At 60.5% G+C, this 24,373-nt stretch carries 27 protein-coding genes; 9 read left to right on the forward strand and 18 right to left on the reverse strand.

The genetic code is table 11. The features are described from left to right. Positions 1-11: 11 nt before the first annotated feature. The 5 genes from E0L29_RS03235 to E0L29_RS11495 all read right to left on the reverse strand — a co-directional run bounded on the left by E0L29_RS03235 (position 12) and on the right by E0L29_RS11495 (position 2,972). Positions 12-266, reverse strand: a complete 255-nt coding sequence (locus E0L29_RS03235; protein ID WP_131354548.1) for a glutaredoxin family protein — start codon at positions 264-266, stop codon at positions 12-14. Beyond that, the gene (locus tag E0L29_RS03240; RefSeq protein WP_131354551.1) at positions 263-613 is read right to left on the reverse strand and encodes a helix-turn-helix transcriptional regulator; all 351 of its coding nucleotides are present in this window, start codon (positions 611-613) and stop codon (positions 263-265) included. Before E0L29_RS03240 ends, E0L29_RS03235 begins: the two co-directional genes overlap by 4 nt. A 230-nt stretch (positions 614-843) precedes the next feature. Beyond that, complete coding sequence (gene hisS, locus E0L29_RS03245; protein ID WP_131354554.1) at positions 844-2,133, reverse strand: histidine--tRNA ligase; 1,290 nt, start codon at positions 2,131-2,133, stop codon at positions 844-846. 54 nt (positions 2,134-2,187) lie between these two features. Beyond that, positions 2,188-2,658, reverse strand: a complete 471-nt coding sequence (locus tag E0L29_RS03250) for a PTS sugar transporter subunit IIA (RefSeq protein ID WP_131354557.1) — start codon at positions 2,656-2,658, stop codon at positions 2,188-2,190. Between the two features lie 143 nt (positions 2,659-2,801). Next, positions 2,802-2,972 carry a hypothetical protein gene (locus E0L29_RS11495; protein ID WP_165498804.1) on the reverse strand — a complete coding sequence of 57 codons (171 nt, stop codon included), beginning with the start codon at positions 2,970-2,972 and terminating at the stop codon, positions 2,802-2,804. Between the two features lie 160 nt (positions 2,973-3,132). On the opposite strand from E0L29_RS11495, the gene E0L29_RS03255 reads away from it, so the two are divergent. Then, positions 3,133-3,549: a nucleotidyltransferase domain-containing protein gene (locus E0L29_RS03255; protein ID WP_131354560.1), complete on the forward strand. Its 417-nt coding sequence runs from the start codon at positions 3,133-3,135 to the stop codon at positions 3,547-3,549. Positions 3,550-3,586: 37 nt separating this feature from the next. Here E0L29_RS03255 and E0L29_RS03260 read toward each other — a convergent pair whose 3' ends face one another. Both E0L29_RS03260 and E0L29_RS03265 read right to left on the reverse strand, forming a co-directional pair. Beyond that, a complete protein-coding gene (locus tag E0L29_RS03260; protein ID WP_131354563.1) occupies positions 3,587-4,402 on the reverse strand; it encodes a phosphatidate cytidylyltransferase in 816 nt (271 codons plus the stop codon). After that, positions 4,395-5,318: a CPBP family intramembrane glutamic endopeptidase gene (locus tag E0L29_RS03265; RefSeq protein ID WP_131354566.1), complete on the reverse strand. Its 924-nt coding sequence runs from the start codon at positions 5,316-5,318 to the stop codon at positions 4,395-4,397. Before E0L29_RS03265 ends, E0L29_RS03260 begins: the two co-directional genes overlap by 8 nt. A gap of 272 nt (positions 5,319-5,590) precedes the next feature. On the opposite strand from E0L29_RS03265, the gene E0L29_RS03270 reads away from it, so the two are divergent. From E0L29_RS03270 to E0L29_RS03290, 5 genes are all read left to right on the forward strand, one after another. Then, entirely contained in the window at positions 5,591-6,661 is a 1,071-nt protein-coding gene (locus tag E0L29_RS03270) for a glycosyltransferase family 9 protein (protein WP_131354569.1), read from the forward strand. A 67-nt stretch (positions 6,662-6,728) separates the two neighbouring features. Beyond that, positions 6,729-8,375 carry a glycosyltransferase family 39 protein gene (locus E0L29_RS03275; RefSeq protein ID WP_131354572.1) on the forward strand — a complete coding sequence of 549 codons (1,647 nt, stop codon included), beginning with the start codon at positions 6,729-6,731 and terminating at the stop codon, positions 8,373-8,375. 210 nt (positions 8,376-8,585) lie between these two features. Further along, positions 8,586-8,849 (forward strand): type II toxin-antitoxin system RelB/DinJ family antitoxin, encoded by a 264-nt coding sequence (locus E0L29_RS03280; RefSeq protein WP_131354729.1) that lies wholly within the window; start codon positions 8,586-8,588, stop codon positions 8,847-8,849. Then, a complete protein-coding gene (locus E0L29_RS03285) occupies positions 8,836-9,117 on the forward strand; it encodes a type II toxin-antitoxin system YafQ family toxin (RefSeq protein ID WP_131354575.1) in 282 nt (93 codons plus the stop codon). Before E0L29_RS03280 ends, E0L29_RS03285 begins: the two co-directional genes overlap by 14 nt. Positions 9,118-9,133: 16 nt before the next feature. Next, positions 9,134-10,120: a glycosyltransferase family 9 protein gene (locus E0L29_RS03290; RefSeq protein WP_131354578.1), complete on the forward strand. Its 987-nt coding sequence runs from the start codon at positions 9,134-9,136 to the stop codon at positions 10,118-10,120. Here the strand turns inward: E0L29_RS03290 and waaF are convergent. Genes waaF through E0L29_RS03335 form a run of 9 tightly spaced genes read right to left on the reverse strand, consistent with a single transcriptional unit; the run spans position 10,100 to position 18,223 of the window. Further along, positions 10,100-11,038, reverse strand: coding sequence for a lipopolysaccharide heptosyltransferase II (waaF, locus tag E0L29_RS03295; protein WP_131354581.1), 939 nt, complete (start codon positions 11,036-11,038; stop codon positions 10,100-10,102). The two genes, E0L29_RS03290 and waaF, sit on opposite strands and share 21 nt — an antisense overlap. Next, on the reverse strand, positions 11,035-11,898 hold the full coding sequence (locus E0L29_RS03300) for a glycosyltransferase (RefSeq protein ID WP_131354584.1): 864 nt from the start codon (positions 11,896-11,898) through the stop codon (positions 11,035-11,037). The genes waaF and E0L29_RS03300 overlap by 4 nt, the downstream gene beginning before the upstream one ends. Then, positions 11,895-12,695 carry a glycosyltransferase family 2 protein gene (locus E0L29_RS03305; RefSeq protein ID WP_131354587.1) on the reverse strand — a complete coding sequence of 267 codons (801 nt, stop codon included), beginning with the start codon at positions 12,693-12,695 and terminating at the stop codon, positions 11,895-11,897. The genes E0L29_RS03300 and E0L29_RS03305 overlap by 4 nt, the downstream gene beginning before the upstream one ends. Continuing rightward, positions 12,692-13,441, reverse strand: a complete 750-nt coding sequence (locus E0L29_RS03310; RefSeq protein WP_131354590.1) for a glycosyltransferase family 2 protein — start codon at positions 13,439-13,441, stop codon at positions 12,692-12,694. The genes E0L29_RS03305 and E0L29_RS03310 overlap by 4 nt, the downstream gene beginning before the upstream one ends. Further along, complete coding sequence (locus E0L29_RS03315) at positions 13,420-14,508, reverse strand: glycosyltransferase family 9 protein (protein WP_131354593.1); 1,089 nt, start codon at positions 14,506-14,508, stop codon at positions 13,420-13,422. Before E0L29_RS03315 ends, E0L29_RS03310 begins: the two co-directional genes overlap by 22 nt. Then, entirely contained in the window at positions 14,501-15,430 is a 930-nt protein-coding gene (locus E0L29_RS03320) for a glycosyltransferase (protein WP_131354596.1), read from the reverse strand. The genes E0L29_RS03315 and E0L29_RS03320 overlap by 8 nt, the downstream gene beginning before the upstream one ends. An 8-nt stretch (positions 15,431-15,438) precedes the next feature. Next, complete coding sequence (locus E0L29_RS03325; RefSeq protein WP_165498805.1) at positions 15,439-16,431, reverse strand: glycosyltransferase; 993 nt, start codon at positions 16,429-16,431, stop codon at positions 15,439-15,441. Further along, a complete protein-coding gene (locus E0L29_RS03330; protein WP_131354602.1) occupies positions 16,428-17,255 on the reverse strand; it encodes a glycosyltransferase family 2 protein in 828 nt (275 codons plus the stop codon). The genes E0L29_RS03325 and E0L29_RS03330 overlap by 4 nt, the downstream gene beginning before the upstream one ends. 47 nt (positions 17,256-17,302) lie before the next feature. Beyond that, the gene (locus tag E0L29_RS03335; RefSeq protein WP_131354605.1) at positions 17,303-18,223 is read right to left on the reverse strand and encodes a lysophospholipid acyltransferase family protein; all 921 of its coding nucleotides are present in this window, start codon (positions 18,221-18,223) and stop codon (positions 17,303-17,305) included. Between E0L29_RS03335 and E0L29_RS11500 the strand changes: the two genes are divergently transcribed. From E0L29_RS11500 to E0L29_RS03345, 3 genes are read left to right on the forward strand one after another with little or no spacing between them, the layout of a single operon-like run. Then, a complete protein-coding gene (locus E0L29_RS11500; protein WP_165498782.1) occupies positions 18,141-18,335 on the forward strand; it encodes a hypothetical protein in 195 nt (64 codons plus the stop codon). The genes E0L29_RS03335 and E0L29_RS11500 overlap by 83 nt on opposite strands. A gap of 44 nt (positions 18,336-18,379) precedes the next feature. Then, positions 18,380-20,311 (forward strand): ABC transporter ATP-binding protein, encoded by a 1,932-nt coding sequence (locus E0L29_RS03340; protein ID WP_131354608.1) that lies wholly within the window; start codon positions 18,380-18,382, stop codon positions 20,309-20,311. 6 nt (positions 20,312-20,317) lie between these two features. Then, complete coding sequence (locus E0L29_RS03345; RefSeq protein ID WP_207387744.1) at positions 20,318-20,929, forward strand: methyltransferase domain-containing protein; 612 nt, start codon at positions 20,318-20,320, stop codon at positions 20,927-20,929. A gap of 263 nt (positions 20,930-21,192) precedes the next feature. Here the strand turns inward: E0L29_RS03345 and E0L29_RS03350 are convergent, their stop codons facing one another. Further along, on the reverse strand, positions 21,193-22,422 hold the full coding sequence (locus E0L29_RS03350) for an O-antigen ligase family protein (RefSeq protein WP_131354611.1): 1,230 nt from the start codon (positions 22,420-22,422) through the stop codon (positions 21,193-21,195). A gap of 237 nt (positions 22,423-22,659) precedes the next feature. Further along, positions 22,660-23,889 (reverse strand): UPF0149 family protein, encoded by a 1,230-nt coding sequence (locus E0L29_RS03355; protein ID WP_131354614.1) that lies wholly within the window; start codon positions 23,887-23,889, stop codon positions 22,660-22,662. Positions 23,890-24,373 lie beyond the last annotated feature (484 nt).

Raw genomic sequence — 24,373 nt, forward strand, 5'->3', positions numbered from 1 at the left:
AACGACTGATTTCAGCCTGCCGGGTCAAGCTGCCGCAGGAGCTGCTTCTCGTCGACGCCCTGCAGGAACACCTCGCGGCCGTCGACATGGACGACGGGGATGTCGTAGCGGTACCGGGCCATAAGGTCGGGGTCGCTCGTGATGTCGACCTTTTCGAGCCGGAAGGGCACGCGCCGGTGCACGCGCCGCAGCACCTCCAGCGCCTCCCGGCAGAGGCAGCAGCCGGGCTTGCCGAAGATGGTTACGACTGGCTGACCCGTCCTCATGATTCCGGTCGCATCTCCACCGGCGTCTCCTGCACCATGCTGATCACCAGCTTCATGCCGCAGGCGCTGGCATAGCGGCGGAGGGTATGCAGAGACGGAGAGTGGTCCTGCCGGCCGAGACTCGATTCGATGCGGGCGACGACGGGCTGTGAGACACCCATGCGGGAGGCCACCTCGCTCTGCGTCATCCCGGCGCTCCGACGGGCGTCGAGGAGCACCCCCAAAGCGGCGAATTCGTCCTCAAGGGCATCGTATGCAACCCTGAAAGCAGGATCGGAGGCACGCCTCTCCGCCCCATAGGCCCTGGGATCGAAAGCGATCGGTGTATATGCGTCTGTTTCCTTCATCCTTTTACTTCCTTCAGCCGTTTTCCGGCAATCTGCACTATGCCATGCATTCGGGCAATTATAACACATAAGCTATAATCGCCCAAGCCCCCCCTCGCCCATAACCGTCATATGAAGCACCTCGTCATACTGCAGGGAGGAGTAGGGGCGCCCCCGGTGAACGTCAAAGCCGCAGGGCTGAGGGAAAACAGAAGAGGAAGGGTACCGGGGCCTGAGGGGACCGGGGAGGTTCATCCCCTCTGGCTCTCCTCGACGGAGGTCTCGCGGAGGATGTCGATGATGGCGCCGATCTCGAGCGTGGTCTGCTCGGAGGTCACGAGGTTCTTCAGGCCGTAGCGGCCCGTCTCGAACTCGGACTGGCCGATGAAGAGCGCGTAGGCGGCGCGCAGGCGGTTCGCCTCGCGCATCTGCGCCTTCATGCTGCGTCCGGCAAGGTCGATCTCGGTGCTGATGCCGGAGCGGCGGAGCCGGAAGGCCACCTCCATGCCGTGGTCGGCGAGTTCAGACTGCTGCACCACCACGTAGACCATGGGTCCGCGGGGATTGAGGGTGGCGAAGAGCCCCTGCTTCTCCATGGCGATGAGGAGGCGCTCCATGCCGACGGCAAATCCCACGGCCGGCATCTCCTTCCCGCCGAGCTCCTTTGAGAGGCCGTCGTAGCGGCCCCCGCCGCCGATGGCGTCCTGCGCTCCGAGCGCCTCGCTCGTCACCTCAAAGGCGGTATGGCAGTAGTAGTCGAGCCCGCGCACGAGCAGGTGGTCGACGTCGTAGCCGATGCCGCGGTCGTCGAGGAAGCGGAGCACGCGCTCGAACTCCTCGACACCCTCGGCCTTGACGTAGTCGAAGAGGCGCGGCGCGCCGGCGATCATCTCCCTGAGGGCGGGGTTCTTGGAGTCGAGGATGCGGAGCGGGTTCTTCTCGAGTCGCTCCCTGGAGGAGTCGTCGAGCTCTGCCTCGTAGGGCCGGAAGTACTCACGCAGCGCCTCGCGGTAGCGGGCGCGGTCCTCCAGGTCGCCGAGGGTGTTGATGCGCAGGCGCAGGCCCGAGAGACCGAGGGTCTCGAAGACCTGCATCATGAAGGTGACGACCTCGGCCACGGCGGCCGGTGAGGAGGCGCCGAGCAGTTCGGCGCCGAACTGGGTGAACTGCCGCTGCCGTCCCGCCTGGGGGCGCTCCTTGCGGAACAGTTCGCTGATGTAGTAGAGCTTGTGGACGGGGGCCTGGGAGAGGAGGTTGCGCTGCAGGGCGGCGCGCATGACGCCGGCCGTCATCTCGGGCCGCAGGGTGAGCGAGCGGCCCGCCGGGTCCGGCTGGAAGGTGAACATCTCCTTGCCGACGATGTCCGTCGTGGCGCCGATGCCGCGCTGGAAGAGCTCGGTGTACTCGAAGACGGGGGTGCGGACCTCGCTGAAGCCGTAGAGGGAGGCCATGCGGTGCACCGCCGACTCGACGTGCTTCCACTGAGCGCCCTCTTCGGGAAAGATGTCCCGCGTTCCCTTGACTGCCTGATACTGCGACATAAGCCCCTATACGATCCTGTAGTGCACTTGGCTGTTGCGATTGACTGCCCCCGTTCAGATCTGCGGCAGGTCCTTCTCCTCTTCCCTGAAGAGCTCGAGGACCCCGGAGGAGGACTCGGCGTGCAGAATCCTCGCCCGGATGTCCTCCCGGCCCGCAAGGCGGGTGATGCGGCCGAGCAGCTTGAGGTGCTCGGCGAGCATGTCCTCCGGAGTCGCCAGGAGGAAGATGATCTCCACCGGCTCCCCGTCGATGGCGTCGAAGTTGATGCCCTGCTTCAGGGTCGCCACGGCAAGCACCGGGTGCGTCACCGCGCCGGTCTTGGCATGGGGAAGGGCGATCTTCTTGCCGATGCCGGTCGACATCTCCCGCTCCCGCTTCAGCACGTCCGCCCTGAGCCGATCGACGTCCTTCACCCCCGAATGCTCCGAGACGATCGAAAGCATGTTCTCTATCACCTGCTCCTTCGACTCGAGTTCGAGGTTCAGGGCGATGTATTTCTCGGAAAGAAGGCTCTCGATCTTCATTATGACATTCTTACGGGATCAGGTTGCCGGAGCTCGGGAACGGAGCGGGGATGAGGGTGCTCCGTCGTTGAATTTGAAACGCCAATATACGCAATAAGGAACGAACCTCTAAACGGAGAATCAAGCCGCAGGCGCAAACCCCATCAACGCAATCCGGGATTTCCGAACGATGGCGTTTCAGGCTGCTCGCCGCGTTCCCGGCAGAAATCGAGGTACTCGTCGACCGATGAGCGGAACGCCTCTGCGAGTTCGTCATCATTCCGTCCCCGGAAGGTCACGACGTCCCTGATGCCGAGCACCTCTCCGTGAAACATGGCGGTGGCGTCATCGGACTCCACCCGAGCGGTGTATCCTATGTATGAATGCAAGGTGGTCCATGTCTGCCGTTAGAGGCCGAAACAGCGGGAAACAATCTTCAGCCAACGAGCAAGTTCGTATACTACACGTTGACGGACAACGCGAAAAAGAAAAAGCATGGAACCGAAAAGCGACATCGAGCAGGGGATCAGAACGGTGCTGGAACAGCACCCGAAGGTTACGCTTGCCATCCTCTTCGGATCGGTGGCAAACGGCACCGCCCGCTTTGAAAGCGATCTCGACCTTGCCGTCCACGGCGAAAGCCCCCTCACGACCGACGAAAAAATGCGCCTGATCGGGGACCTTGCCGTGCTCAGCGGCCGCCCGATCGACCTGGTCGATATGCGCACGGCAGGACTTCCCATTCTCAAGCAGATCTTCACCAAAGGGCGAAGACTCCTCGGCTCGAACTCTCTTTATGCGACGCTGCTCACCCGCTTCCAGGTCGACTACGCCGACTTCATGCCACTACGCGAACGGATGCTCAGAAAGAGGCGGATGCGGTGGCTCGGGAAAAGAGAGGACGCACCTTGAGGCCCGAAGGCGCGGAGCACCGCGCCTTCGGGGATGGTTACCGGGTAAGAAGGTAGAGGAACGGCGCGACGAACATCACCGTGTCGAACCGGTCGAGCACGCCCCCGTGGCCGGGGATGAGCGAGGAGGAGTCCTTCACCCCGGCGTCGCGCTTGAACATGGACTCAATGAGGTCGCCGGCAGGGCTGAAGAGGCCGATGAGAAGGCCGGCCAGGAGCGCCCGCTCCGTACCCACCTCCGGAACCAGGGCCGAGAACGCCCAGGCGGCCGCAACGCTGCCCGCCACCCCGAAGAAGAACCCCTCCCAGGTCTTGTTGGGGCTGTGGCGCTCGAAGAGCTTCCGCGCGACCACCTTCCCGCCGGCGAGGCTGCCGCCGAAGTAGGCGGAGATGTCGGTCGCCCAGATGCTGACGAACATCAGCAGCACCCAGGCCTCGCCGGAGCCGTTCATCGGCTCCATGCGCAGGCGCAGGAGGGCGCCGAAGGAGAGGTTTACGTAGAGGAGGCCGGCAAGGGCGGAGCCGAGGTTGAGGAGGGGCGATCCCTCATGCGAGAAGAGCTCGAGGAGGAAGAGCAGCATCACCGCGCCGAGCAGCACCACCCAGAGCTCGACGAACCGGAAATAGAGGTCCCCCTGCAGGAGGAGCGTCAGGAAGAGCATCAGCGGGAGCGCAGGAGGGCTGGCCTTCAGCGCGGCCAGGCGGTGGAACTCGAAGGTGGCGAGCAGGGAGAGCAGCAGGAAAAAGCCGAAGAACCACCCGCCTCCCGCCATGATGACGAAAAGGAGCAGCGGGATGCCGACGGCGGCCACGAGGACCCGCTGGAGGAGGTTTACGGAAAGAAGTTTAGCCATACGGTTCAGTCGTTACTGGGCCGAAGGGACCCTTGGAGAAGCGCCGCATCGCAAATGCGAAGAGCACGAGCGAGAGCGGCAGCACAACCCACCACCACCCGGTCATGAGCAGCGCTTCGGGCGGAGGGCCGGCCTCCGGGCCACCGAGGCCGAGCAGGAGGAGTGCGGCGAGGTTGTTCAGGAAATGGACGGCGACCGGTACCGCGAGGTTGCCGGTTTTGAGGTAAATATAGCCAATATACCAGCCAAGCAAAGCCAGCGGAAGGAGATTGGCGGCACTCATGTGGAAAAAGGCGAACACGGTACCGGTGAGCAGCACCGCACTCGAGGGGCGCATCGCGGCCGCATAGTTCGACTGCACATACCCCCTGAAGAGCAGCTCCTCGGTCACTGCCGGCACGACGGCCAGGACCGCAACCACCGCAAGCAGCTCCGGGAGCGAGCCGATGCGGGCGAGCTCGGCGATGAAGGACTCCATCAGGGCCTGCTGGCGCACCACCTCGGCCCCCGCATCGCCGAGCGCCGGCCAGAGGTAAAGGTTCTGCAGGCCGGCCACCGTGTAGACGAGCGGCTGGAGGAGGAACACCCCGAGGGCACCGAACCCGACGAGACGCATCTCTACCCGCTTCCCCACCCCGAGGAAGCGCAGGCTGCCGGCAGAAAAGAGCCCCCCTCCGGCGTGCCGGGCGGAGAGCACGAGCACCGGGAGCGCCAGCACAAGCAGCTGGCCGAGCGCCTGCACGAGCCGCAGCGACCCCACCATTTCGCCGATGCCGCCGCCGTCCACGACGTCCGCGCTCCCGCCTGCAAGCGAGAAGAGCAGCGACCCGGCGAGCGGGTAGAGCACCATAGTGACGACGAGGAAGATGGTGGTGAAGAGGAACGAAGGCCGGCGAAGGGCTACAGGGTCCATCATGCGAAGAAAAGGAAATATGGATTTAAGCATCGGGGCACAGACCATGCACAGGATAGCCCCGCAAGATGTAAAAACCGAAGCGTCAAGTCAAAACAGGCAGGGTGGTGACCAGAGAAAATGCCGGAAACTTTCACAAAATGAAAGTTCAGGACATTTCCGCCGCCGGTATGAGGTAAGGTTGCCCCCTGCGGACACCTCAAAAAAGAGACAGAAAGCGTACATTGCAGGCACAAAAGGAACACCAACCGTACCCGTAACCCTCGGCCCCCATCTTGAAGAGCAGCGACGAACACGGCACCGCACACGTCCAGGGCAAAAGGATAGCCGCAGCAAGGATCCTGCAGGCGCTCTCGCGCTTCCGCAAGCACGACTACGACGGTCCCATCCGCTCCATCGCCATCCTCATGGCCGGCCGGTACGGCGACAGCATCCTCCTCACCAAACTGCTCCGCCAGCTGAAGGCCGCGCTGCCGGAGGCCGAACTGCATGTCATCACCTCGCGCACGGGCACGGAGGAGTTCTTCCGTCACTCACCCTACGTGTCGGGCACCTTCTGCCTGAAAAGCGGCATAGGGGCCTGGCTGAAGTTCCTCCTCACCCACCGCTACACGGTACTCTTCAACCCCAAGGATCTGCCCTCGACGAGCAACCTCCTGCTCAGCACCCTCCTCAGGGCCCGCATCAAGGTCTCGCACAGCCATCCGTTACATGAGGGGATATTCGACCGGCTTACGGCAATCGACAAAACGAGCCACGTAACCGAACAGAACGCAGGGCTCCTCGAAGCGCTCGGATTCGACCGGAAGCAGTACGCCGCCATACGCCCCGAGATGCCCCGCTACCCTGTGAGCGAAGCCGTGAGAGTATTTGCAGAAAGCATCTCCGGACAGGGGTGCATCGGCATCAACCTGAGCGCCGGCGGCCCGTCCCGATACTGGACCACCCCGAACTGGGAGGCGCTCATACGGCAGTTCCCCGAAGAGCACTTCATCGTCTTCGCCGCCGGAGAGCAGCTGCAGGACAAGGCGAAGCTCGAAGCCGCACTCGAGAACGTCCTCCCCTCGCCCCCGACCGCGAGCCTCGGCGAGGTCTCCGCAATGCTACGGGAACTGAAGCTGCTCGTCACCCCCGACACCTCGCTCGTGCACATCGCCGCATGCCACGACACGCCCGTCGTCGCCTTTTTCCCCAGCGACCGCACGGCGATGAACGGCTACGCCCCGCTCAGCAGCCGAAGCACCATCGTCGCTTCCGACACCCACCTCGTCCGCGACATCGGGGTCGAAGCCGTCGCCCGCGCCATGCACCGGCTGCTCGGGGAAGAGGGGCGGAGTACGGGGTAATCTTAGTATATTCGGCCATTACCCGAACACGCCCGCTGTTATCAGGGCGCCTCAACCAGGACAGCACATGCAAGGCTCCGCTTCCGCAAAGAGAACGTTCATCCTGCTCCTCGTCTTCACGGCCGTGCTCTACGTGGTGAACTTCCACATCAACGACATCTGGACCGAAAACGAGAGCTTCTACGCGGACGCGGTCCGCGTGATGCTGCAGAAGGGGGACTTCCTCAACATCACCTACAACGGCGAACCCCGCTTCGTCAAGCCGCCGCTCACCTACTGGCTGATGGCCGGCTCGGCCTCCATCTTCGGCCTCAACGAGTTCGCCCTCCGCCTGCCCGTTGTCGTGATGGCGTTCTGGACCGTGCTCCTCACCTGGTCGATGGCCAGGATGCTCTACGGCGACAAGGCCGCCCTCTACGCGCTGGCCATGCAGGCGATCGGCATCCAGTTCATCGCCGGCAAGCAGTACGCCTCCCCGGAGATTCCGCTGGCCTTCTTCTTCACCCTCACGCTCTGGCTCTTCCTCAAGAGCGAGAAGAGCGGCAACGGCTGGTACAGCACGGCGTCGGCCGCCGCGCTCGGCCTCACGGTCCTCACCAAAGGGTACCCCTACTTCATCGTCATCGGCGGCATCATCCTTAGCTACATCGTCATCGACTCCCGTTTACACGGGAAGGAGATCCTCCGGCGCATATGGCGGCACCGCCCGATCTCCGGCGCAGCGATCGCCCTGGCCATCGGTATGAGCTGGGTCGCCGTGATGTACCTCACCTACGGCGAGGCGTACCTCAGTGTCCTCAGCAACGAAACCGTGGAGCGGGCGTTCAGCTACCGCGCCGACCTCCTGAAGGATCTCCTCTTCTACCCCGAGGTCATCCTCTGGAGCTTCTTCCCCTACTCGCTGGTCTTCTACTACGCGCTCATCGGCACCGCCCTGCAGCCGTTCCGGCTCAGGAACATCGCCTTTCCCATGGCCTGGTTCACGGTGATGCTCGTCATCTTCACCGCCTCGAAGGGCAAGATCCCGACCTACTTCATCCAGGCCCATCCGGCGATGGCCCTGCTCGCCGCCGCATGGATGAGCGGTGTTCCCGCCCCGTCGAACAGGGCGGCAGGCGTCCTCTGGCATGCCGCGTTCATCCTCCCGGCGGCCATAGGGATACTCCTCGGCGCCGCCATGGTCTACGTGTTCAGCCTCCCATGGGCATTCTATGCCATACCGGCCATAGCGCTCGCCCTGATGCTCGCCCCCTACACCCGCTCGCTCTCCTACGCCCCGTTCATCGGCACCTTCAGCGCGCTGCTGATTTTCAGCACGGGCATCATGCCGCAGATCGAGACGCACCGGCCGATCGACCAGCTCGGCAGGGCGATCGGCCGGCTCCACATCCCCGATGAGGTTCCGATCCACCTGCAGACAGTGAACACGAAACTCTACAACTTGCCATTCTATGCGCAAAGGGAGGTCATCTACCAAGGTAGTGCCGCGAATGTCCCCTGGCAGTCGCCGCCGGTTCTCGCGCTCGTCAAAACGGCGGACCTTCCGGACTCGCTCCGCCAGTACGGCATCTGGAGCGGGGACATCTACACCGCGCGCAGCAGCGAGTCGCGCCTCATGATCTTCATCCGCTACCACCTGAAGGCGCAGAAGGGGGACAAGAGCGGGTTCACCAACTTCACGGCGGTTTACCGGAAAAGTGGGCCCTCACAGTAAGGACAGGACCGCAACCACATATAGCCGGAAGCAACACGCCACAACGACTTCAACAGAACGCCAAAGAGCGTCGTCACCCTCACCCGCAATTAAACCAACCGCCTCCAGGAACGGAACAATCAGTGCGAAGAGGGCGTTGGATTCTAAGAAAATGAGCTACATTGTAGCTACAGAACCCCGTCACGAACACGACATCCAATGAGGACCACCATGGTAGCGGATACCGACATACGGGCACGAATCGATCGGGCCACCAAAACAGAAGCCACGGCAATACTTGCGGCAATGGGACTGACCACATCTGAAGCCATACGGCTGCTGATGAAAAAAATAGTGGCGGAAAAGGCCTTTCCCTTCAACCCCCTCATCCCGAACGACGAAACCATCCGGGCCATCAAGGAAGCCCGGGAGGGCAAAGCCGTGTCGGTTGGCTCAGTGGATGCACTCTTCGAGGAACTGAATGCGGACGATTAAACGCACAAACAAGTTCAAATCGGATTACAGGCGGGAGCTGAGCGGAAAACATGGTAAAAAGCTTGAGGGATTGCTTCGGTCCTTACTAAGCCTCCTTTTGGAAGACCAGCCGTTGCCAAGAAACCTGGTCGACCACCCCCTGAACGGACTCTGGAAAGATTGCCGTGACTGCCACATCAAACCCGACCTCGTGCTGATTTACCGCAAACCTGACGAACACACACTCGAACTGGTTCGCATCGGCTCCCACAGCGAACTGGGGTTATAAAGTCAAAACTCACGCCATGCCCCCCCTTGCAGCACCGTTCAAAGGCCCTCTCAATAGCGTCGTCATCCTCGCCCGCGAGTGCTTCGGCGACGTCATCATGCTCACACCCCTCATCGCCGCCCTGAAGAAACGCCACCCCGAAGCGAAGATCTACGTCGTTGCCTTCACCCGCATCGTTTACAATTTCTTCAAGAGCGACAGGAACGTAGAGGCCGCCTACCACGCCAAGCGCGAACTCGGCCGGTATTTCTTCGAATTCCTCCCCAAAAAGTACGACGTGCTCTTCAACTCGAAGGACCACCCCTCTACCAGCTTCCTCCTGCAGTCGCGCCTCATCAGGGCGCGATACAAAGTGGGATTCAGGGGCAACGGCAACGAAGCACTCTTCGACTCCCTGCTCGAGCTGCCGGAGGGCACCCACGAGTCGCAGCGCAACCTCGAACTCCTCCGGACCATCGACGGCTCAGTGCCCGAACCCCCGAAACCCTACATCCCGGAAATGCCTGTGGGCGAAGCGGTGCGGGAGATCCTGGAGAAGCTCCCGCAGAACCGGTACGTGGGCATCAACATCAGCGCCGGCACCCCCGGCGGACACCGCACGGTCGAGCAGTGGTCGGAGCTCATCGGCAGCTTCCCCGACGAACGCTTCGTCGTCTTCTCGGCCCCCGGCGACCTCGAGGAGAAACGCCGTATCGAAGCCCCCCACGAGAACGTGCTTGCAACACCCCCGACCAGGAACCTCCACGAGGTATGGAAGATCCTCGACCGGCTGAAGCTGCTCGTCACGCCCGATACCTCGCTGGTCCATGTCGCGGCATGCTCCGACAAACCGGTCGTGGCGCTCTACCGCCACAACCCGAACGACAGCCGGGCCTTCGCCCCCTTAAGCACATATCAGGAGGTGCTCACCTCTCACTCGCAGGAGGTGATGGATATAGAAAATGAAACAGTGATTGAGGCGGTCAGACGAATGCTCGAACAGCTACCAGCCGGCAATCGCTGAATACACCGATTCCGGCGCAATGTTCACCTGGCAGCGATAATGCCCGTACCGGCAGGTCCGCTCGAAACATGGCGCACAGGGCTCGTCCGACTGCATGATGAAGCTCCGCCGGCCGAGCGGCCGGGTCCATACGGGGCTCGTCGAGCCGAAAAGACCGACGAGCGGCGTACCGATAAACCCGGCAAGGTGCATGAGCCCCGAATCGTTCGACACCACGGCTTTCGCGGCCGCCATGATTGAGGCCGCCTCCACGAGGGAGGTCTTGCCGGTCAGGTCTTCCGCCCGGCCGGGGGCCGCAGCGGCGATCCTACGCGCCTCGTCGCGATCGGCGGCGGTGCCGAGCACCACGATCCGCCCGTCCTTCTGCAGAAGGGCGAGCTCGGCAAAATGGGGCCAGCGCTTCGCCGGTCCGTAGGCGGCACCTGGGCAGTAGACGAATGTGCCGCGGTAGCGTTCGTCGGGCGGCACCGTCTTCCCGCCCCACGCTTCAGGTTCGCGGTACAGCACACGGAGGATCTCGGAATACTCTTTCGTGATATGCTGCGACTTGTCCCGGAGCCCGCCCGGCAGGCGCTCCGTCAACAGGAACCCCCGCAACTCCTTCGCCAGCCCGCGGCGGGCCGGAATGCCGGCACGGAACGCGAACCATGCGGAGGAGAATGAGTACGGCAGGAGGGAGATAGCGGAAAACCCGCCTGCACGCACGGCCTCGAGCGAATGCTTCCGCTCACCCTCATCACCCCGGTCGAAAGGGATCTGCGGCAACTCGGAGAGCAGTCCCACGAGCCCGCCCATCTTCTTCGGCACGAGGAGCGTGGTCTCCGCCCGGCGCTCCGAGGGGAGGCGCTCGACGACGGAGAGGGCGAGCAGGAGGTCCCCGATCCAGTTCGGCAGGAGGATGGCGGAGCGGCGCTTCATTTGACGGCGATAAAGTATTTCTTGCTGAGCTCGAGCCCTAGCGCCCGCTCTACCTTCAGCATCAGCCGGTGCTTCTTCTCCCGCTTCGTCAATACGTGGCCGGGGTTGGCCCTGAACAACCCCTCCTCCTTCGGCAGCCATTCCTTAATCACCGCCGGATGGGTACCGCTGAACGGCTTGATGATCTCCTGGTCGATCTCGCCGTAGTCGATGCGTTTGTAGCTGTTGCTCCAGTACTTCTGCACACTCTCCGACTTGCGGTTCATCTCCTCTTCGCTCCGTACCCAGCCGTAGTGGTAGATGTGCGCGCCGCTGTGGGCGGCCCGGGGGTAGCGGGTCACCCGCCCCCGATCCGCCAGCACGTGCCAGAAAAGGCCGTCCGGCGCACAGCTCTTCACGGAGTTCTTGATGATGCGCGCCTCCCGGCGGTACCAGCCGGGAGAGTCGAGCACGCTCTGTGCGTTGCCGTAGAAATGGTGGTAGTCGAACGTCAGGGCTTCCACCCGCTCATCGTCCTTGTGGCGGCGGCAGGCGGCGACGATCTTCTCCAGCTCGTCCTCGTGCACGATCTCGTCGCCCTCGAGATAGAAGGCCCAGTCGCCGGAGGTGTTGAACTGCGCGATCATCTTCTGCTGGCCGTAGACGTATCCGCCCGACTGCATCTTGTCGTTCCAGCGCGACTCGATGATGCGGATCTTCCGGTCCCCGATCGAGCGGACCCGCTCGAGCGTGTCGTCGTCGCCATAGCCCACGTTCACGACGAACTCGTCGACGATGGGCAGGACCGAACGGATCGACTCCACGAAGGGAAAACCGAAGATGGTCCCGTTCCTGATGAAGGTGAATGCGCTGATCTTCATGCCTGCTGCTTCTCCAGATACTTGTCGATGCCGTTTGGACAACGGACGCGTTTCTCCGTAATGGCCTCCTCCAGGAGGCGGTCGTTCTCCGGCAGGGACTGCCGTGCGTTCTCCCTGTGCCACAGATGCGCGGCGATGGCGCTGAAGCGCACGTTGCGCCTGAGCACTCCGCTGTTCAACATCCTCACGGCGAACTCGCTGTCCTCGCGCCCCCATCCCGTGAAATCCTCGTTGAAGCCGTTGACGCGGATGCAGTCCTCCCTGAAAAACGACATATTGCAGCTCCGTATGCCACGGAGGTGCTCCGTCGTCCTGGCAAGCATTCCGGCAAGCCAAGGAAGGCGAAGGGCGCTCTTGCGGTTGCCGATTCCCCTGCCGAAAGGAGAAATGCCGATATCCTTCGAAAGCAGCCGTTCACGGGTGGCCTCTTCTGAAACCATCACCCGCGATCCCTGGATAAAGGTTTTCCGGCGGGCAAGCCGCTTGTGGTCCCTGATGAAATCGCAATGGAGCACCATGTCCCCGTCAACGATCACCACATACTCGCCGCAGGCAGCGGCGATCGCCCGATTCCTCGACGCCGCAGCCCGGAACCCGAGGTCCTCCTGCCACACATGCACCACCGGCACCGGAGCGGAGCGCCGGTATCGCTCGACCAGTTCGGCGGTATCGGGCCGGCTCCCGTCGTCGGCCACGATCACCTCGTCGGGCGGCTCCGTCTGACGGAGCGCGCTCATGAGCGAAAGCTCGAGCGCCTCCGGCCAGTTGTAGGTGGTGATGACGAGGCTGCACTTCATCGGCGGTTGGCTTCGTAGAGCTTGATGTACTTGTAGAAGACCCCGTTGGCGTTCGAGACCGATATCAGGAGTCCCTCGTAGCCGTACAGCCACCCCCGCTTCAGGACGTAGTACTTGAAGAAGGAAAACGCGGCATAGAGGAACGCCTGCAGGGCCGTGACGCGCTTCTTCCCCTTCCGCTCCTCGGCCCAGAGCGTCGAGTAGTGCTGCAGTTTTGCGATCAGTTGCGAGGCGTTGTCGTAGGCGTAGTGCTTCAGGCGTCCGCCAAGCATCACGACCCGCACCCCATCACCGATCTCGAGCCCCTCGTGGATCATTTTGTCGTTGAAGCGCACCCCGTTCCGGTTGAAGAGGCGTTCCACCCGGTCGTTGTCCCAGCCGCAACCGTTGATGAGCCGGCCATGGTAATGGTTGTCGCGCCCCACTGCGTAGACGCACGCCTCGTCGAGCTGCATCCCGAGGATCTCTTCGGCAAGCTCGTCGCTCACCACCTCGTCGCTGTCGATTGAGAGGATCCAGTCGTTCGAGGCCTTCTCCACGGCGAGGTTCTTCATCGGCCCGAACCCGAGAAACGGATGCTCATAAACAACCACGTTCGGAAAGCTGCGGGCGATCTCGAGCGTGCGGTCGCGGGAGCCGCTGTCGAGCACGACCACCTCGTCGAACCGCCGCAGGGCTTCAAGGCACTCCCGGAGGGTCGCTTCCGAGTCCTTCGTCAGGACCGTTACCGTGATCTTTTCAGCCAAGCTTCGACCTCATGGAAAATGGTTTCGGGTTCGATATGGTACAGGCAGTCGCTCCTGCCGTGGTGGTCGTCGCAGCCCGCCTTGCCGCAGGGCACGCACTCCATATCCGCCTGGAACATGGTGATGTTACCGTAGCGCTGCACCGGCATGCTTTCGCGGGTTGCGCGGTGCAGGCCGTTGCACCAGGGCGACCACGTGGCAGGGAGCGTAGGGCCGAAGATGGCGAACACCTGCCGGTCCTGCGCTGCGGCGATATGCATGTTCAATGTATCAGCACCAATATACGCCATTGAGCGCGCACTGAGCGCAATCAGTTCGTCCATGCTGGTGCAGCCGATGAAATCATGGAGGTTCCGGAGCTTCGGAAGCGAGCGTTTGATCCCTATGTCCACGGCGCTCTTGGAGCCCGTCACCACGATCGCAACACCGAGCCCGTCGAGCATCGCGAGGAGCTTATTGCGGTGCTCCTGGGGGTAGACCTTGTACTCGTACTGCGCCCCCGGATGGAAGAGGATGAACTCCCCGATCCCCCGCTCCGCAAGCATCCGCTCCACACTCTTCCCGGCTGCGGCCGTATGGTGCGCCCGCACCTCCAGCGGTCCGCCGTCGATGCCGAGAAGCCCCAGGGCTGCGGTGTTGTTCTCGAGGATGTGCCGGCCCGTATCAAAGCGATAATGGCCTGAAAGCAGCAGCCGCTTCCAGCGGGACTTCCCGGGATCGGGCTCGACGGCGCTGATCGCCTTCCTGGCGGCCACACGTGCGAACAGCACCGAGCGGTCGCTCGCCGTGAGGCTGATGGCGAGGTCGTACTTCAGGAAAAGCTTCCTATAGAGCGCCATGGACTGTCCCTTCTTCCCCTCTGCACGCTCTCGGTAGGAGTAGGTGTGGATCCCGCTGACATGGGGCAGCGTTTTGGCGATGGCGAGGGTGTCGTCGTTGACGAGCAGGTCGATACGGGGGTTGCCGTACGCCCGCGCGAGCCCCCTGAGCAGGGGCTCCGAGAGGAAGACGTCGCCGTTGGAGCGCTGGACGACGACGAGGATGTTTTCAGGGGAATGTTTAACCAAAGACGTCCTCCCCGCTGAGCAGGCGTTCGTAAAGGGTGAGGTAGTTGCGGGCACAGACCGCCGAGGAGAAGTTGGCCATGGCCCAATCGCGGCAGTCGGAGGGACTGCAGGCCGTCGCCCGTTCGAGCGCCTCGGGGAACTCCTCGTCAGTGCTGAAGAGCGCTCCCACCTCGGGCGTCACGATCTCGGGCACCGCCCCGCGCGGCGTGGCGACGACCGGCGTACCGGAGAGCAACGACTCGACGAGCACGAGACCGAACGGCTCCTCCCAGCTGATGGGAAAGAGCAGTGCCTGTGCGTTGGAGAAGAGCTCCGCCTTCTCTTCGCCGGCCACCTTGCCGACGAACTTCAGCCCCGGACGGAAGCTCTCGAGGAACCCGCCCCCCTTGAGAAGATCGAGGCGCGTCCCGCCGGCGAACACCGTGCGGTGGCCGTACCGCCGCGCAAGCCGTATGGCACGCTCGGCCCCCTTCGCCCTGCGCCGGATCAGCGAGAAAAAGAGCAGGTAGTCCTGCTTCCTGTCGCGGAAATGGAACTCTGCCGGGTTGACTCCGTTGTATACAAATACCTTCCGGCCATGCTGACGGGCATGGTTCCGGCTTATACAAACTGTATTTCTTGGTAACTGGTGCCCAACCCCAACACCATGCAGAGTGTACAGCCATGGCCTATCAAAATCATCAGTTGGTGGCCAGGAATTGAAATGAACCACATCAACATCGGACGGAATGGCGCGCAGCGCGTCCTCACGGGAATTTGCGGGTATGCACTGCACCCCCGGAACATCAGTGCCGCTTGGAGCTACGAGGAAAACTGCATGCCCCAGCTTAAGATACTCCATAATGAGCCAGGCGATGAGCCGCTCGGTGCCTCCGTACTTCTTCGTCGGAAGCCGGGTATCGTTGACGATGCAGATCTTCATTCCAGTGTTTACCCCAGAAACTGCTTCAACGGGAAAAATCCCCGCCACTTCAGACGACGCACCCAAGAGCGAAAAAACACAGCTAACTGCCCGCGCTTATGCGCATAGGCTGCAAGCTTAAAAAAGGGGAAACTACCGGACAGAACCTTTCGGCTCAACAACATTGCAGAACGCTTCATCCGTACCCTTTCAAGCAACTGAACATTACCCATAAGCCTCAAATCATCCATTCGCTGCATCAAAACGGCCAGATATCCGTCTACCCCTCTAAGTTTTCGTGTGACAAAATCATCAAAAGACGTTGTCCTCTGGATAGATTGGGCAGTCAGCCCACCCTCATGACGATATAGAACCAACGGTTCATCGATATATTCAATGCCACCGATCAGAGCGCTTCGGAATCCCATAACGAGATCCTCAATGCACCTTTCGTGCGTGATCGGTCCGAAAACGCCCTCGATTTGTTTCGTAAATGCCACCGTAGCACCGATAATCAAGGCGCCGCTTTCAGCCATTTCGGCAAGACCCATGCCGCCCTCGATTATTGGAGGGACCCTAATACCCTCAATAGCACCGCCCTCACACATCAATGAAACGGACGAATGAATCAGGGTGGCCCTTCGGCCCGAAGCGAGATAACGCTCAACCATTTTTTCCGTTCGAACCGCAAGAGAGACATCATCACCAGCCGCATACACAATCAACTCACCAGAAGATAGCGCGGTAATGCGGTTAATATGGCGAATCAAGCCAAGATTTACGGGGTTCCGATTGTGGCGGACCCGATGCGGCCCACTATAGGTAGCACAAAGCTCTTGAACGATTCGAAAGGTATCGTCCGTAGAGGCATCATCGGAAATAACGATCTCAAGCGGCGAATAGGTCTGAGCAAAAGCGCCTTGAATCGCTTCTCGTATGAATCGTTCCTGATTGTAGGTAATCAAGAATAACGTAGCCTTAACAGGCTCGTCATTACCGCCTAATGCCCGTGCTTTGTTCAATGGAGCTCCCATTCTCCGTCACGGCGCACCATATGGAGCGTATATGGCGTCACCTGCCGTTCATCCATAATCCAGGCAGCAAGCTGGCGCTTCTCGCGCAGTTTCTCCAACTTTCTTTTCACTCCTCTGCTACCAACCCTCGACCGGAAATATTTCAGGTCGCCAAGAGACTTCAACCCCGTAGACTTCGCGATGGCTTTCTGGGTAATCGAGCCGAAATGGTGAAACACCGACGCTCCTACTATACCGAGAGAAACGCCCGCACGCCGGCAGCGGTACAGATACTCGGCATCCTCATAGCCACCGAGCCGCCGGTCCGTGTCAGGGAACCCGACCTTTTCGAATACGCTACGGTGGATTGCGAAACAGACCCCATGGAACTTGCCGCGCCGGACCATGCCGGACATCTTGCGGAGATACCCTGGCGCAAATGCCGCAAAGCCATAATCGTCGATCCCTTCGAGCAGAGCCGGACTCACGACCCCAAGTTTTTCGCGTTCAGCGGCATCAAGCAGAGCATTGATCGCATCCGGCCCGGCAAGCACGTCGTTGTTCAGCAACACGACCCACTGGGCATCAGGACTCAGGACGACGCCCTGTGTCCATGCACAGCCGCACCCGAGATTGACATGATTGCGCAGCTGCCTGAACTCAGGATGATCGCCCAGCCACTGCGCAGTATCGTCGCTACTCGCATTGTCGACAATCAGAATCTGATCGGGACACACGTTCTGCAAGAGGAGACTCTCGACACACTGGACAGTGTAACTGAGCTGGTTGAACACGGGAACGACGATCGAGAAGCGTTGCGGATCCAGAGGCATAATAAGAGGGGTAAAGTGATAAACGGGGTCGCGGTACGAAGAGCCTTTTACGGGTTCTTCCAGCGGTTATGCAGCCAGAACCACTCTTCAGGCCACCTGTAAATATACTCTTCGAGCACCCTGGTGTACCTTGAAGCGAGCAGGAGCATATCCTCTTTGCAGATGGTAAGACCAGAGGTATCGATTTCCTGGATCTCGACCCGGTATCGCCCGTCGTCCCCGTGACGGCACATTCCCACAAACAAGGGGACCTTGGCCTTGAGAGCAAAGAAAGCCGCACCCTGGAACATACTGGCTCGGCGGCCGAGGAACTCTCCGGAAACGCTCGAGCTCGGATCGGACTGATCTCCGAGGATGGCAAGCACTCCGTTTTCGGAGAGCAGGCGCAATCCGGGCCTTACCGAATGGGCATCGTAGACCACGCTGTTGCCGCGCAATGTCCTGAACCGGTTCATGGCCCGGTCAAGCGCCGTGTTGCTCAACTCCTTCACGATGATGGTCATCGGCTTGGCCTTCAGGCCGAAGGCGAGCGCCATCAACTCCCAATTGCCGTAGTGGCCGGAGAGCATCACGGCGCCCCGCTTGCCGCCATCGGTCCCGTTCAGGAACGGCGTGACGTCGATATCGACCAAAGCCTCGACATCCTCAAGGTTGCGGATCAAGGGAAAACGCAGGACGTCGATGAACGTCTCGGCGATATTGCGATAAACCCTCGTGGCTATCCGTCGCAACGCCTCGGGCGACTTATCTGGAAACGTCAGCGCAAGGCTCCGGTAGACCAGCTCCCTGCGAAGGCCTACCACATGATGGATGAAATCGCCAATCAGGTCTGCCAGTCGCATGGCAACGGGACGGCTTATGATTCGAACCAGCACACCGAGAAGCATGACCGCCCTTGCCACGAAGGCCTCAAGCGACCTACCCCATTTTCTCAACAACTCATCCTTCCTGCTGGTCAAAGCCGCCATGCGCCATACCTCTGTTCAAGCCGATAAAACTTCAGCTCAAGATACAAAACAAACGCACATCTACCGACTCCCTGACACCGCGAAGCAGCAACCCATCTTTTCAAATTTATAAAGTATATTAGCGGTTCAGCAGATGAACCTACACCGGACTACCCCATGGCCGTTCTCCTCAGAATCCTTCGCTACCTCATCCCATCCAAAGGAAATATCATGCTGGTCGTCGTCGTCAGCATGCTCACATCACTGTTCAGCATCGTCTCCATCTACTCCATTCTCCCGCTGCTCAACACCGTCTTCACTTCCGGCGAGAGCGTCACCATGGCAGGACATGCCTCCTCAACCGGAATCCCGGAGGGTCTCGGAGTAAAACCAGCGCAGTCGGCCGTACAGACATCGCCCCCGGCCGCACAGGACACCGGAAGATTCAGCTTCAAGCGCGACACGAAGGCCCTCAAGGTCTGGGCCATGGCAAAGTACCAGAGCCTCTTCAGCGCCGAGACCAAAGAACGCATGCTCCTGAAAATCTGCTTTTTCCTGATCAGCGCCTTTGCCCTCAAGAACATCTTCGTCTACATCAACCAGCAGCTCATCTTCCGGATTCAGAGCAAGACCGCAAAAAAGCTCCGCGACGACATATTCGCGAACATCATCGAAATGCCTCTTGCCTACTTCCACAAAAACAAGGTGGGCAACCTGATGAACTATGTCTACAACGACGTTGAAAACGTCGACCGCAGCATCAGCACCACCCTCGTCAACTTCCTGCAGAACCCCTTCTCGATCTTCGTCTACGTTGCCGTGCTGCTCGCCCTCAGCTGGAAGCTGACGCTCTTTGCCGTCGGCAGCTCGCTCGTCATCTTCTTCTTCATCAGCCTCATCGGCAACAGCATCAAGGGCCACGCCCAGGCCCTGCAGGAGCGGCTCAGCGACATGAACTCCGTCCTGCAGGAGAAGTTCAACGGCATCAAGCTCATCAAGGCGACCTCCTTCGAGGATGTCGAGCTCCGCAAGTTCAAGGCGTTCACCGACGATTTCCGAAAGACCACCATCCGCATCTTCCGGCTCCGCGACCTGACCGGCCCCCTCAACGAGACCCTCCTCATCGGCGCCATCGCCATGGTGCTCTGGTTCGGCGGCCTGCAGGTGTTCGCCGGCGTCATGACGGCCAACGAGCTGCTCGTCTTCGCCTTCACCCTCTACTCCGTCATGGGTCCGCTAAAGATGGTCGGCAACGCCCACAACTCGCTGCAGATCGGCCGGGCTTCGGCAGAGCGGATCTTCGAGGTGCTCGACACCGAGCCGACCCTCCTGAACGGCACCAACCCCCTCACCGCCTTCCGCGACGCCATCCGCTTCGAGAACGTCTCCTTCAAGTACCGCCGGGAGGCCGACGCCCCCTATGTGCTCGACGGCGTCAGCTTTGAAATAAAAAAGGGCGACACAGTCGCCCTCATCGGTCAGTCCGGTTCCGGCAAGTCCACCGTGGCGGACCTGCTCATGCGGTTCTATGACGTGGACTCCGGCCGCATCACCATCGACGGCATCGACATCCGCGAACTTGACTACAAGCAGCTCAGGAGAATGATCGGCGTCGTAAGCCAGGAGGTAGTGCTCTTCAACGACACCATCGAGCACAACATCGCCTACGGCGTGCACGAAACGGTCCAGCACGAACGCATCGAAGAGGCCGCCAGACTCGCCAACGCGCACGGCTTCATTTCCGACAAGCCCGACGGATATAACACCCTCATCGGGGACCGGGGCATCCAGCTCTCCGGAGGGCAGCGCCAGCGCCTGGCCATCGCCCGCGCCATGGTCAAGAACCCCGAACTCCTCATCTTCGACGAAGCCACGAGTGCGCTCGACAACGAGTCGGAAAAGGTGGTGCAGGATGCCATCGACCACGCCATGGAGCACCGCTCCTCGCTCGTCATCGCCCACCGCCTCTCGACGGTGAAGAATGCGAGCAGGATCATCGTCATGGAGCGGGGGAAGGTGGTTGAGTCAGGTACCCACCAGGAGCTGCTCGCAATGAACGGCGCCTACAGGAACCTTTACGACCTGCAGTTCAACCAACCGCAACCTTGAGCCCCTATGAGCACTTACCTTGAACTGAAAAGGAAAATCGCCAAGCACCTCATGCGAAGCAGCATAGGCCTGCCGAAAACAAAGGATCTCAGCGCGCTCTATCGGAAGTACGAAGCCAACAGTCTGGAGGCAGAATCATCAGCAACACTCGACATCGGCTGCGGCAACGCCCCCCGCAACCCGTTCGGTGCCGCCGAACTCTTCGGCATCGACGTCTTCGAAAACTCTGAGAAAGGGATCAGGAAAGCCGATCTGGCCATAGAGCCCATCCCCTTCGCAAACGACACCTTCGACTTCCTGACGGCCTACGATTTCCTGGAACACGTCCCGAGGGTGGTCTACCTGCCGGAACGCCGGTTGCCGTTCGTCGAGCTCATGAACGAAATCTGGCGGGTGCTCAAGCCAAAGGGCATCTTCTTTTCCTGTACTCCGGCCTATCCCTTCCCACCGGTCTTCCAGGATCCCACGCATGTCAACTTCCTTACCGAAGAGACCTTCCCGCTCTATTTCGACGACCAGCACCGATGGGGCGCCATGTACGGCTTCACCGGCAGCTTCCGGATCCTGGAGCAGTACATCAACGGCCAGAGCCTGATCAGCGTGCTGCAGAAAGCCTGACTATTCCTCCGTCAGTTGTTCAAGCCAAAGCCGATAGGTGAACGTACTGAGATAGACGAAAAGCATGGTTGTAAAAAAACTACGAGGATAGGTGTCGCTCAGCATAATCACGGCGAAGATAACCGGCAAGAAAATACCGAATCGCCACTAAAACGGATCGCTCAATCGGGAGGACCTATACCACTGGGCAAAGAGGATGGATACATGGGAGAGTATACCGAGCAGACCGAACTGCACCGCATCGATGCCATCCAGTCGTCCCATCATGCAGGCTCCCTGTAGATGATGGCGCTGAGAAAGATGAACAGCATGAGGCTGAAATGCAGTTCGATGTAGACGTCGCTCCAGAGAATCGCAACAAACATTATCGGGATAGAAAGGCCTAGATAATGTTGCAACGGAACTGAAGAGCGAAGAGCAGACCGGATCTGGGAGAAATAGATTGCAAAAACGGCTATAAGACCCAGCACGCCGAACTGCGCCATCTTCAGCACATAGGAATTATGGACATCGATATCAAAAAGGTATTCCGGCGTATCGCGCCTGTGAACCTTCTCAAGCTCAGCAACGAAATCCCCGGTACCGACACCAATAAGGGGATGCTCCGCAAAAACGGTCAATCCATTGAGAGCATATACAACTCGGGCGCCTACGGACGTATACTCAGCAGAGTTATGCAGCTGAATATCGGATATTCCCGAATCGACTCTCTGCCTAAAGTCAGGAACGCCGTTGTAGACAAGAGTAAACAGGATCGGGATGCCGATCAATACGCTCACAGCCGCCTGCAGCAGGCGCTCCCGGTAGTACTGAAAAATGACGACCACAATCAGGACAAGAAACATCAACTGACCAGCCCGTCCATTGCTGATGAAGATGTCGGCGGCAAAAAGCAGGGCGAGAACACCGGCCAACGTTTTTTTCCATCTTCCCGCAGCAGGATCGAACAACACATAATAGAGTGAGACAGCACAGGCCGCGCTCAGGTATATCGGATAGTGGATATGGCTCATGAATGCCGTAGGATCACCATTACCCACGGTAAAGGAGGAGAACAGAGAGGGGCTAACCCTGAAATACATGAGGAACGATATCGTGCAGCTAAGGAGCATGGAGGCCAGAAACGACCATAAGACCGCCTCAACATGCTCGCACTTCAGCACCATCATAAAAACAGGAACCAGGAGAAATAGGCTGGCTCTCGAAAACGTGTGCCAGCCACCGGCCATATCCTCGGTCCACAGCAGGCCGACGATGTTCAGCAACCAGAATGCCAGCAGCGCCCATACGACGCGGTTATTGCGGACCTTTTCAAAATCGCTGCGGAAGTCGGCCCCTACCAGCCAGAGGAAAAAGATGAGTCCGGCAAGGATGTACGTAGGCGCAATCCACATCGGGAGGATAAAGGCGTAGGGAACCAGCAGCAGGGAAGTGAGGGTCCTGAGGCCTGTTTTGAACGCACCGCGCGGTGCCGGGGGTTGGATCGGATCCATATGCCTATGCTCCAGTATGGATAAAAATCATGAGGGGCTGAACTCGTCCAAGATACGCATTCGACAGGGGCCGCAAGGCATATTCGGTGAAAAAAAAGCACAAAAAGGCATGAAAGCCTGTGAGACTGCAGGAATATGCCGGCGCCGCCGGCACTTCGTTCAGCATGAAGCCTACCTGACGACTCGAGCCCCTCGGATACCCTACCCTGATTGCGGCGACATCAAGCTGCTTGCGTGTTACCGCCCGCAGCACTGCTTGTACTTTTTCCCGCTCCCGCAGGGGCACCGATCGTTGCGGCCCGCACGGGCCTCCGAACGGATCGTCCCGCCGCCGTGCCGCGAGAGGTACTCGCGGCGCCAGGGCGCCCAGAACTCCCGCAGGTCCAGCACATGGAGGTCCAGTTCGTCAAGCAGCGCTTCCTTCATCTCCTTAAGCTGCCGCTGTTCAGCAGCCGGCGCCTCGTCGAACATACCGGCCATCATGGCAAACGGAGTGAGCAGCATCTTGCCCTGCTCATCCTCAAAGGTCCGATCCCACACAGCCTCGTCGATCATGGCCCCGCACATGAACCCCTCGGCCCAGTCCCTGACCGCCAGCGGCCGCTCCTCGGGAGAGTCGACCCCCAGTTCGTCGAAAAGCGGCAGATACCCCTCAGCATCGTCGCCGAGCTCGCCCAGCACGCTGTTGTAGTAGGTGAAGAGCAGGCCCATCGCCTGCTCCACCTCCCCTTTGGAGGAGAACGCGGGCTCCCGGCCGTCCCCGGTGATATCCCACACCCACGGCAGCCAGCGGTCGGGCATGATGGTTTCAGGGTGGATCGCCAAGGCCGCAAAAAAGCCGTCGAGCATCATGACCGACATCGTGCCCTCCTCCGTCCCCCCGGTCTCAAGGAGATCGCGAAGTCCCACGAGCAGGGCCATCCCCTCGCTCACCGATTCAGGCGAGCGCATATCCTCGTCCCGGGGGAAGAGCCGCCCGACCTCTTCGTTGAAGGGGGCGCAGTCGAACGCATCGGCCTCCCCCTCCTCGCCGGGGCTCCCAAAGAGCGCGGCGTACCCCGCAACTCCCCCGCAGTCCTCCGGCGGGCAGGCGCCCGACCCATCAAGGCACCACAGCGGATACTCGTCCGGCCCAAGTTCGCCGACCGAGCGGAGAACGAGCTCATGCGCCCAGTCGTCCCCGAAGTCGTACCGATAGAGGCACCGCTCGCCCGGCTCCGAAAAGAGCGAGCGGAGCGTATGGTGCCGCTCGTCGAAGACATCCTCGCCCGATCCTTCCTCCCCGGGTTCACCGTAGCGCCGACCGTCGGCCCCTGCAAACTCATGCAGGTGCCGACCCTCCCAGCCCATTACCAGCTGGAGCGAAGTATGGACGAGCGGAAGCTGGGCGTCTGCCGGCATGCGAACCCGCCGCCACACGGGAGGCTCGGCATGCAGGAGCGATACATCGAGTTCATACACGAGCATGGCGACCTCGGGATCATACGATTGAAGTGGTTCCGGACACGGAAGACCGGATAAAATAAGGCCCCGGGCATTCGCAAACAAGGCAGCGCCTTAATCTTCCACCTGCTACAACTCCTGAACGGCGGGGCGCCCACTTGGCGACTGCCTGGGCATCGCGCACAACCCCACGGCGGAGAGGGCAGGCATCCAATGGGTTCGTTTTGTAAAAAAAGCATTTCGCCCCGCGAACCTCACCCCGCCACTGAACCCCTCCCCATTCATAGGACAGCTATGTGGGGAAGCTAAGTTTGTTTTGCGTATAGCCCCTTAAGTCGATTGAATACGAACGTTTTGTTCAAGCTCAACCATAATTATTTTGGCTCTTCGTCAAATTTAGTGGGAATGCGGGAGGAAATGGATAGCTTGACGTAGTCTCAAGCCTCACCAATCCAACCCGCAGTCTCGTGATGGAATCCCTGATCTCTCATTACCAGCAGCTTCTTGG

This window comes from Chlorobium sp. N1, from assembly GCF_004332115.1.
Taxonomy (GTDB): Bacteria; Bacteroidota; Chlorobiia; order Chlorobiales; family Chlorobiaceae; genus Chlorobium.

Excerpts from the sequence above, each read along its gene's own strand:
- E0L29_RS03235 (WP_131354548.1), bottom strand. The coding sequence starts at position 266 with ATGAGGACGGGTCAGCCAGTCGTAACCATCTTCGGCAAGCCCGGCTGC.
- E0L29_RS03240 (WP_131354551.1), bottom strand. The coding sequence starts at position 613 with ATGAAGGAAACAGACGCATATACACCGATCGCTTTCGATCCCAGGGCC.
- hisS (WP_131354554.1), bottom strand. The coding sequence starts at position 2,133 with ATGTCGCAGTATCAGGCAGTCAAGGGAACGCGGGACATCTTTCCCGAA.
- E0L29_RS03250 (WP_131354557.1), bottom strand. The coding sequence starts at position 2,658 with ATGAAGATCGAGAGCCTTCTTTCCGAGAAATACATCGCCCTGAACCTC.
- E0L29_RS11495 (WP_165498804.1), bottom strand. The coding sequence starts at position 2,972 with ATGTTTCACGGAGAGGTGCTCGGCATCAGGGACGTCGTGACCTTCCGG.
- E0L29_RS03255 (WP_131354560.1), top strand. The coding sequence starts at position 3,133 with ATGGAACCGAAAAGCGACATCGAGCAGGGGATCAGAACGGTGCTGGAA.
- E0L29_RS03260 (WP_131354563.1), bottom strand. The coding sequence starts at position 4,402 with ATGGCTAAACTTCTTTCCGTAAACCTCCTCCAGCGGGTCCTCGTGGCC.
- E0L29_RS03265 (WP_131354566.1), bottom strand. The coding sequence starts at position 5,318 with ATGATGGACCCTGTAGCCCTTCGCCGGCCTTCGTTCCTCTTCACCACC.
- E0L29_RS03275 (WP_131354572.1), top strand. The coding sequence starts at position 6,729 with ATGCAAGGCTCCGCTTCCGCAAAGAGAACGTTCATCCTGCTCCTCGTC.
- E0L29_RS03280 (WP_131354729.1), top strand. The coding sequence starts at position 8,586 with ATGGTAGCGGATACCGACATACGGGCACGAATCGATCGGGCCACCAAA.
- E0L29_RS03285 (WP_131354575.1), top strand. The coding sequence starts at position 8,836 with ATGCGGACGATTAAACGCACAAACAAGTTCAAATCGGATTACAGGCGG.
- E0L29_RS03290 (WP_131354578.1), top strand. The coding sequence starts at position 9,134 with ATGCCCCCCCTTGCAGCACCGTTCAAAGGCCCTCTCAATAGCGTCGTC.
- waaF (WP_131354581.1), bottom strand. The coding sequence starts at position 11,038 with ATGAAGCGCCGCTCCGCCATCCTCCTGCCGAACTGGATCGGGGACCTC.
- E0L29_RS03300 (WP_131354584.1), bottom strand. The coding sequence starts at position 11,898 with ATGAAGATCAGCGCATTCACCTTCATCAGGAACGGGACCATCTTCGGT.
- E0L29_RS03305 (WP_131354587.1), bottom strand. The coding sequence starts at position 12,695 with ATGAAGTGCAGCCTCGTCATCACCACCTACAACTGGCCGGAGGCGCTC.
- E0L29_RS03320 (WP_131354596.1), bottom strand. The coding sequence starts at position 15,430 with ATGAAGATCTGCATCGTCAACGATACCCGGCTTCCGACGAAGAAGTAC.
- E0L29_RS03330 (WP_131354602.1), bottom strand. The coding sequence starts at position 17,255 with ATGCCTCTGGATCCGCAACGCTTCTCGATCGTCGTTCCCGTGTTCAAC.
- E0L29_RS11500 (WP_165498782.1), top strand. The coding sequence starts at position 18,141 with ATGACCGCCCTTGCCACGAAGGCCTCAAGCGACCTACCCCATTTTCTC.
- E0L29_RS03335 (WP_131354605.1), bottom strand. The coding sequence starts at position 18,223 with ATGGCGGCTTTGACCAGCAGGAAGGATGAGTTGTTGAGAAAATGGGGT.
- E0L29_RS03340 (WP_131354608.1), top strand. The coding sequence starts at position 18,380 with ATGGCCGTTCTCCTCAGAATCCTTCGCTACCTCATCCCATCCAAAGGA.
- E0L29_RS03345 (WP_207387744.1), top strand. The coding sequence starts at position 20,318 with ATGAGCACTTACCTTGAACTGAAAAGGAAAATCGCCAAGCACCTCATG.
- E0L29_RS03350 (WP_131354611.1), bottom strand. The coding sequence starts at position 22,422 with ATGGATCCGATCCAACCCCCGGCACCGCGCGGTGCGTTCAAAACAGGC.
- E0L29_RS03355 (WP_131354614.1), bottom strand. The coding sequence starts at position 23,889 with ATGCTCGTGTATGAACTCGATGTATCGCTCCTGCATGCCGAGCCTCCC.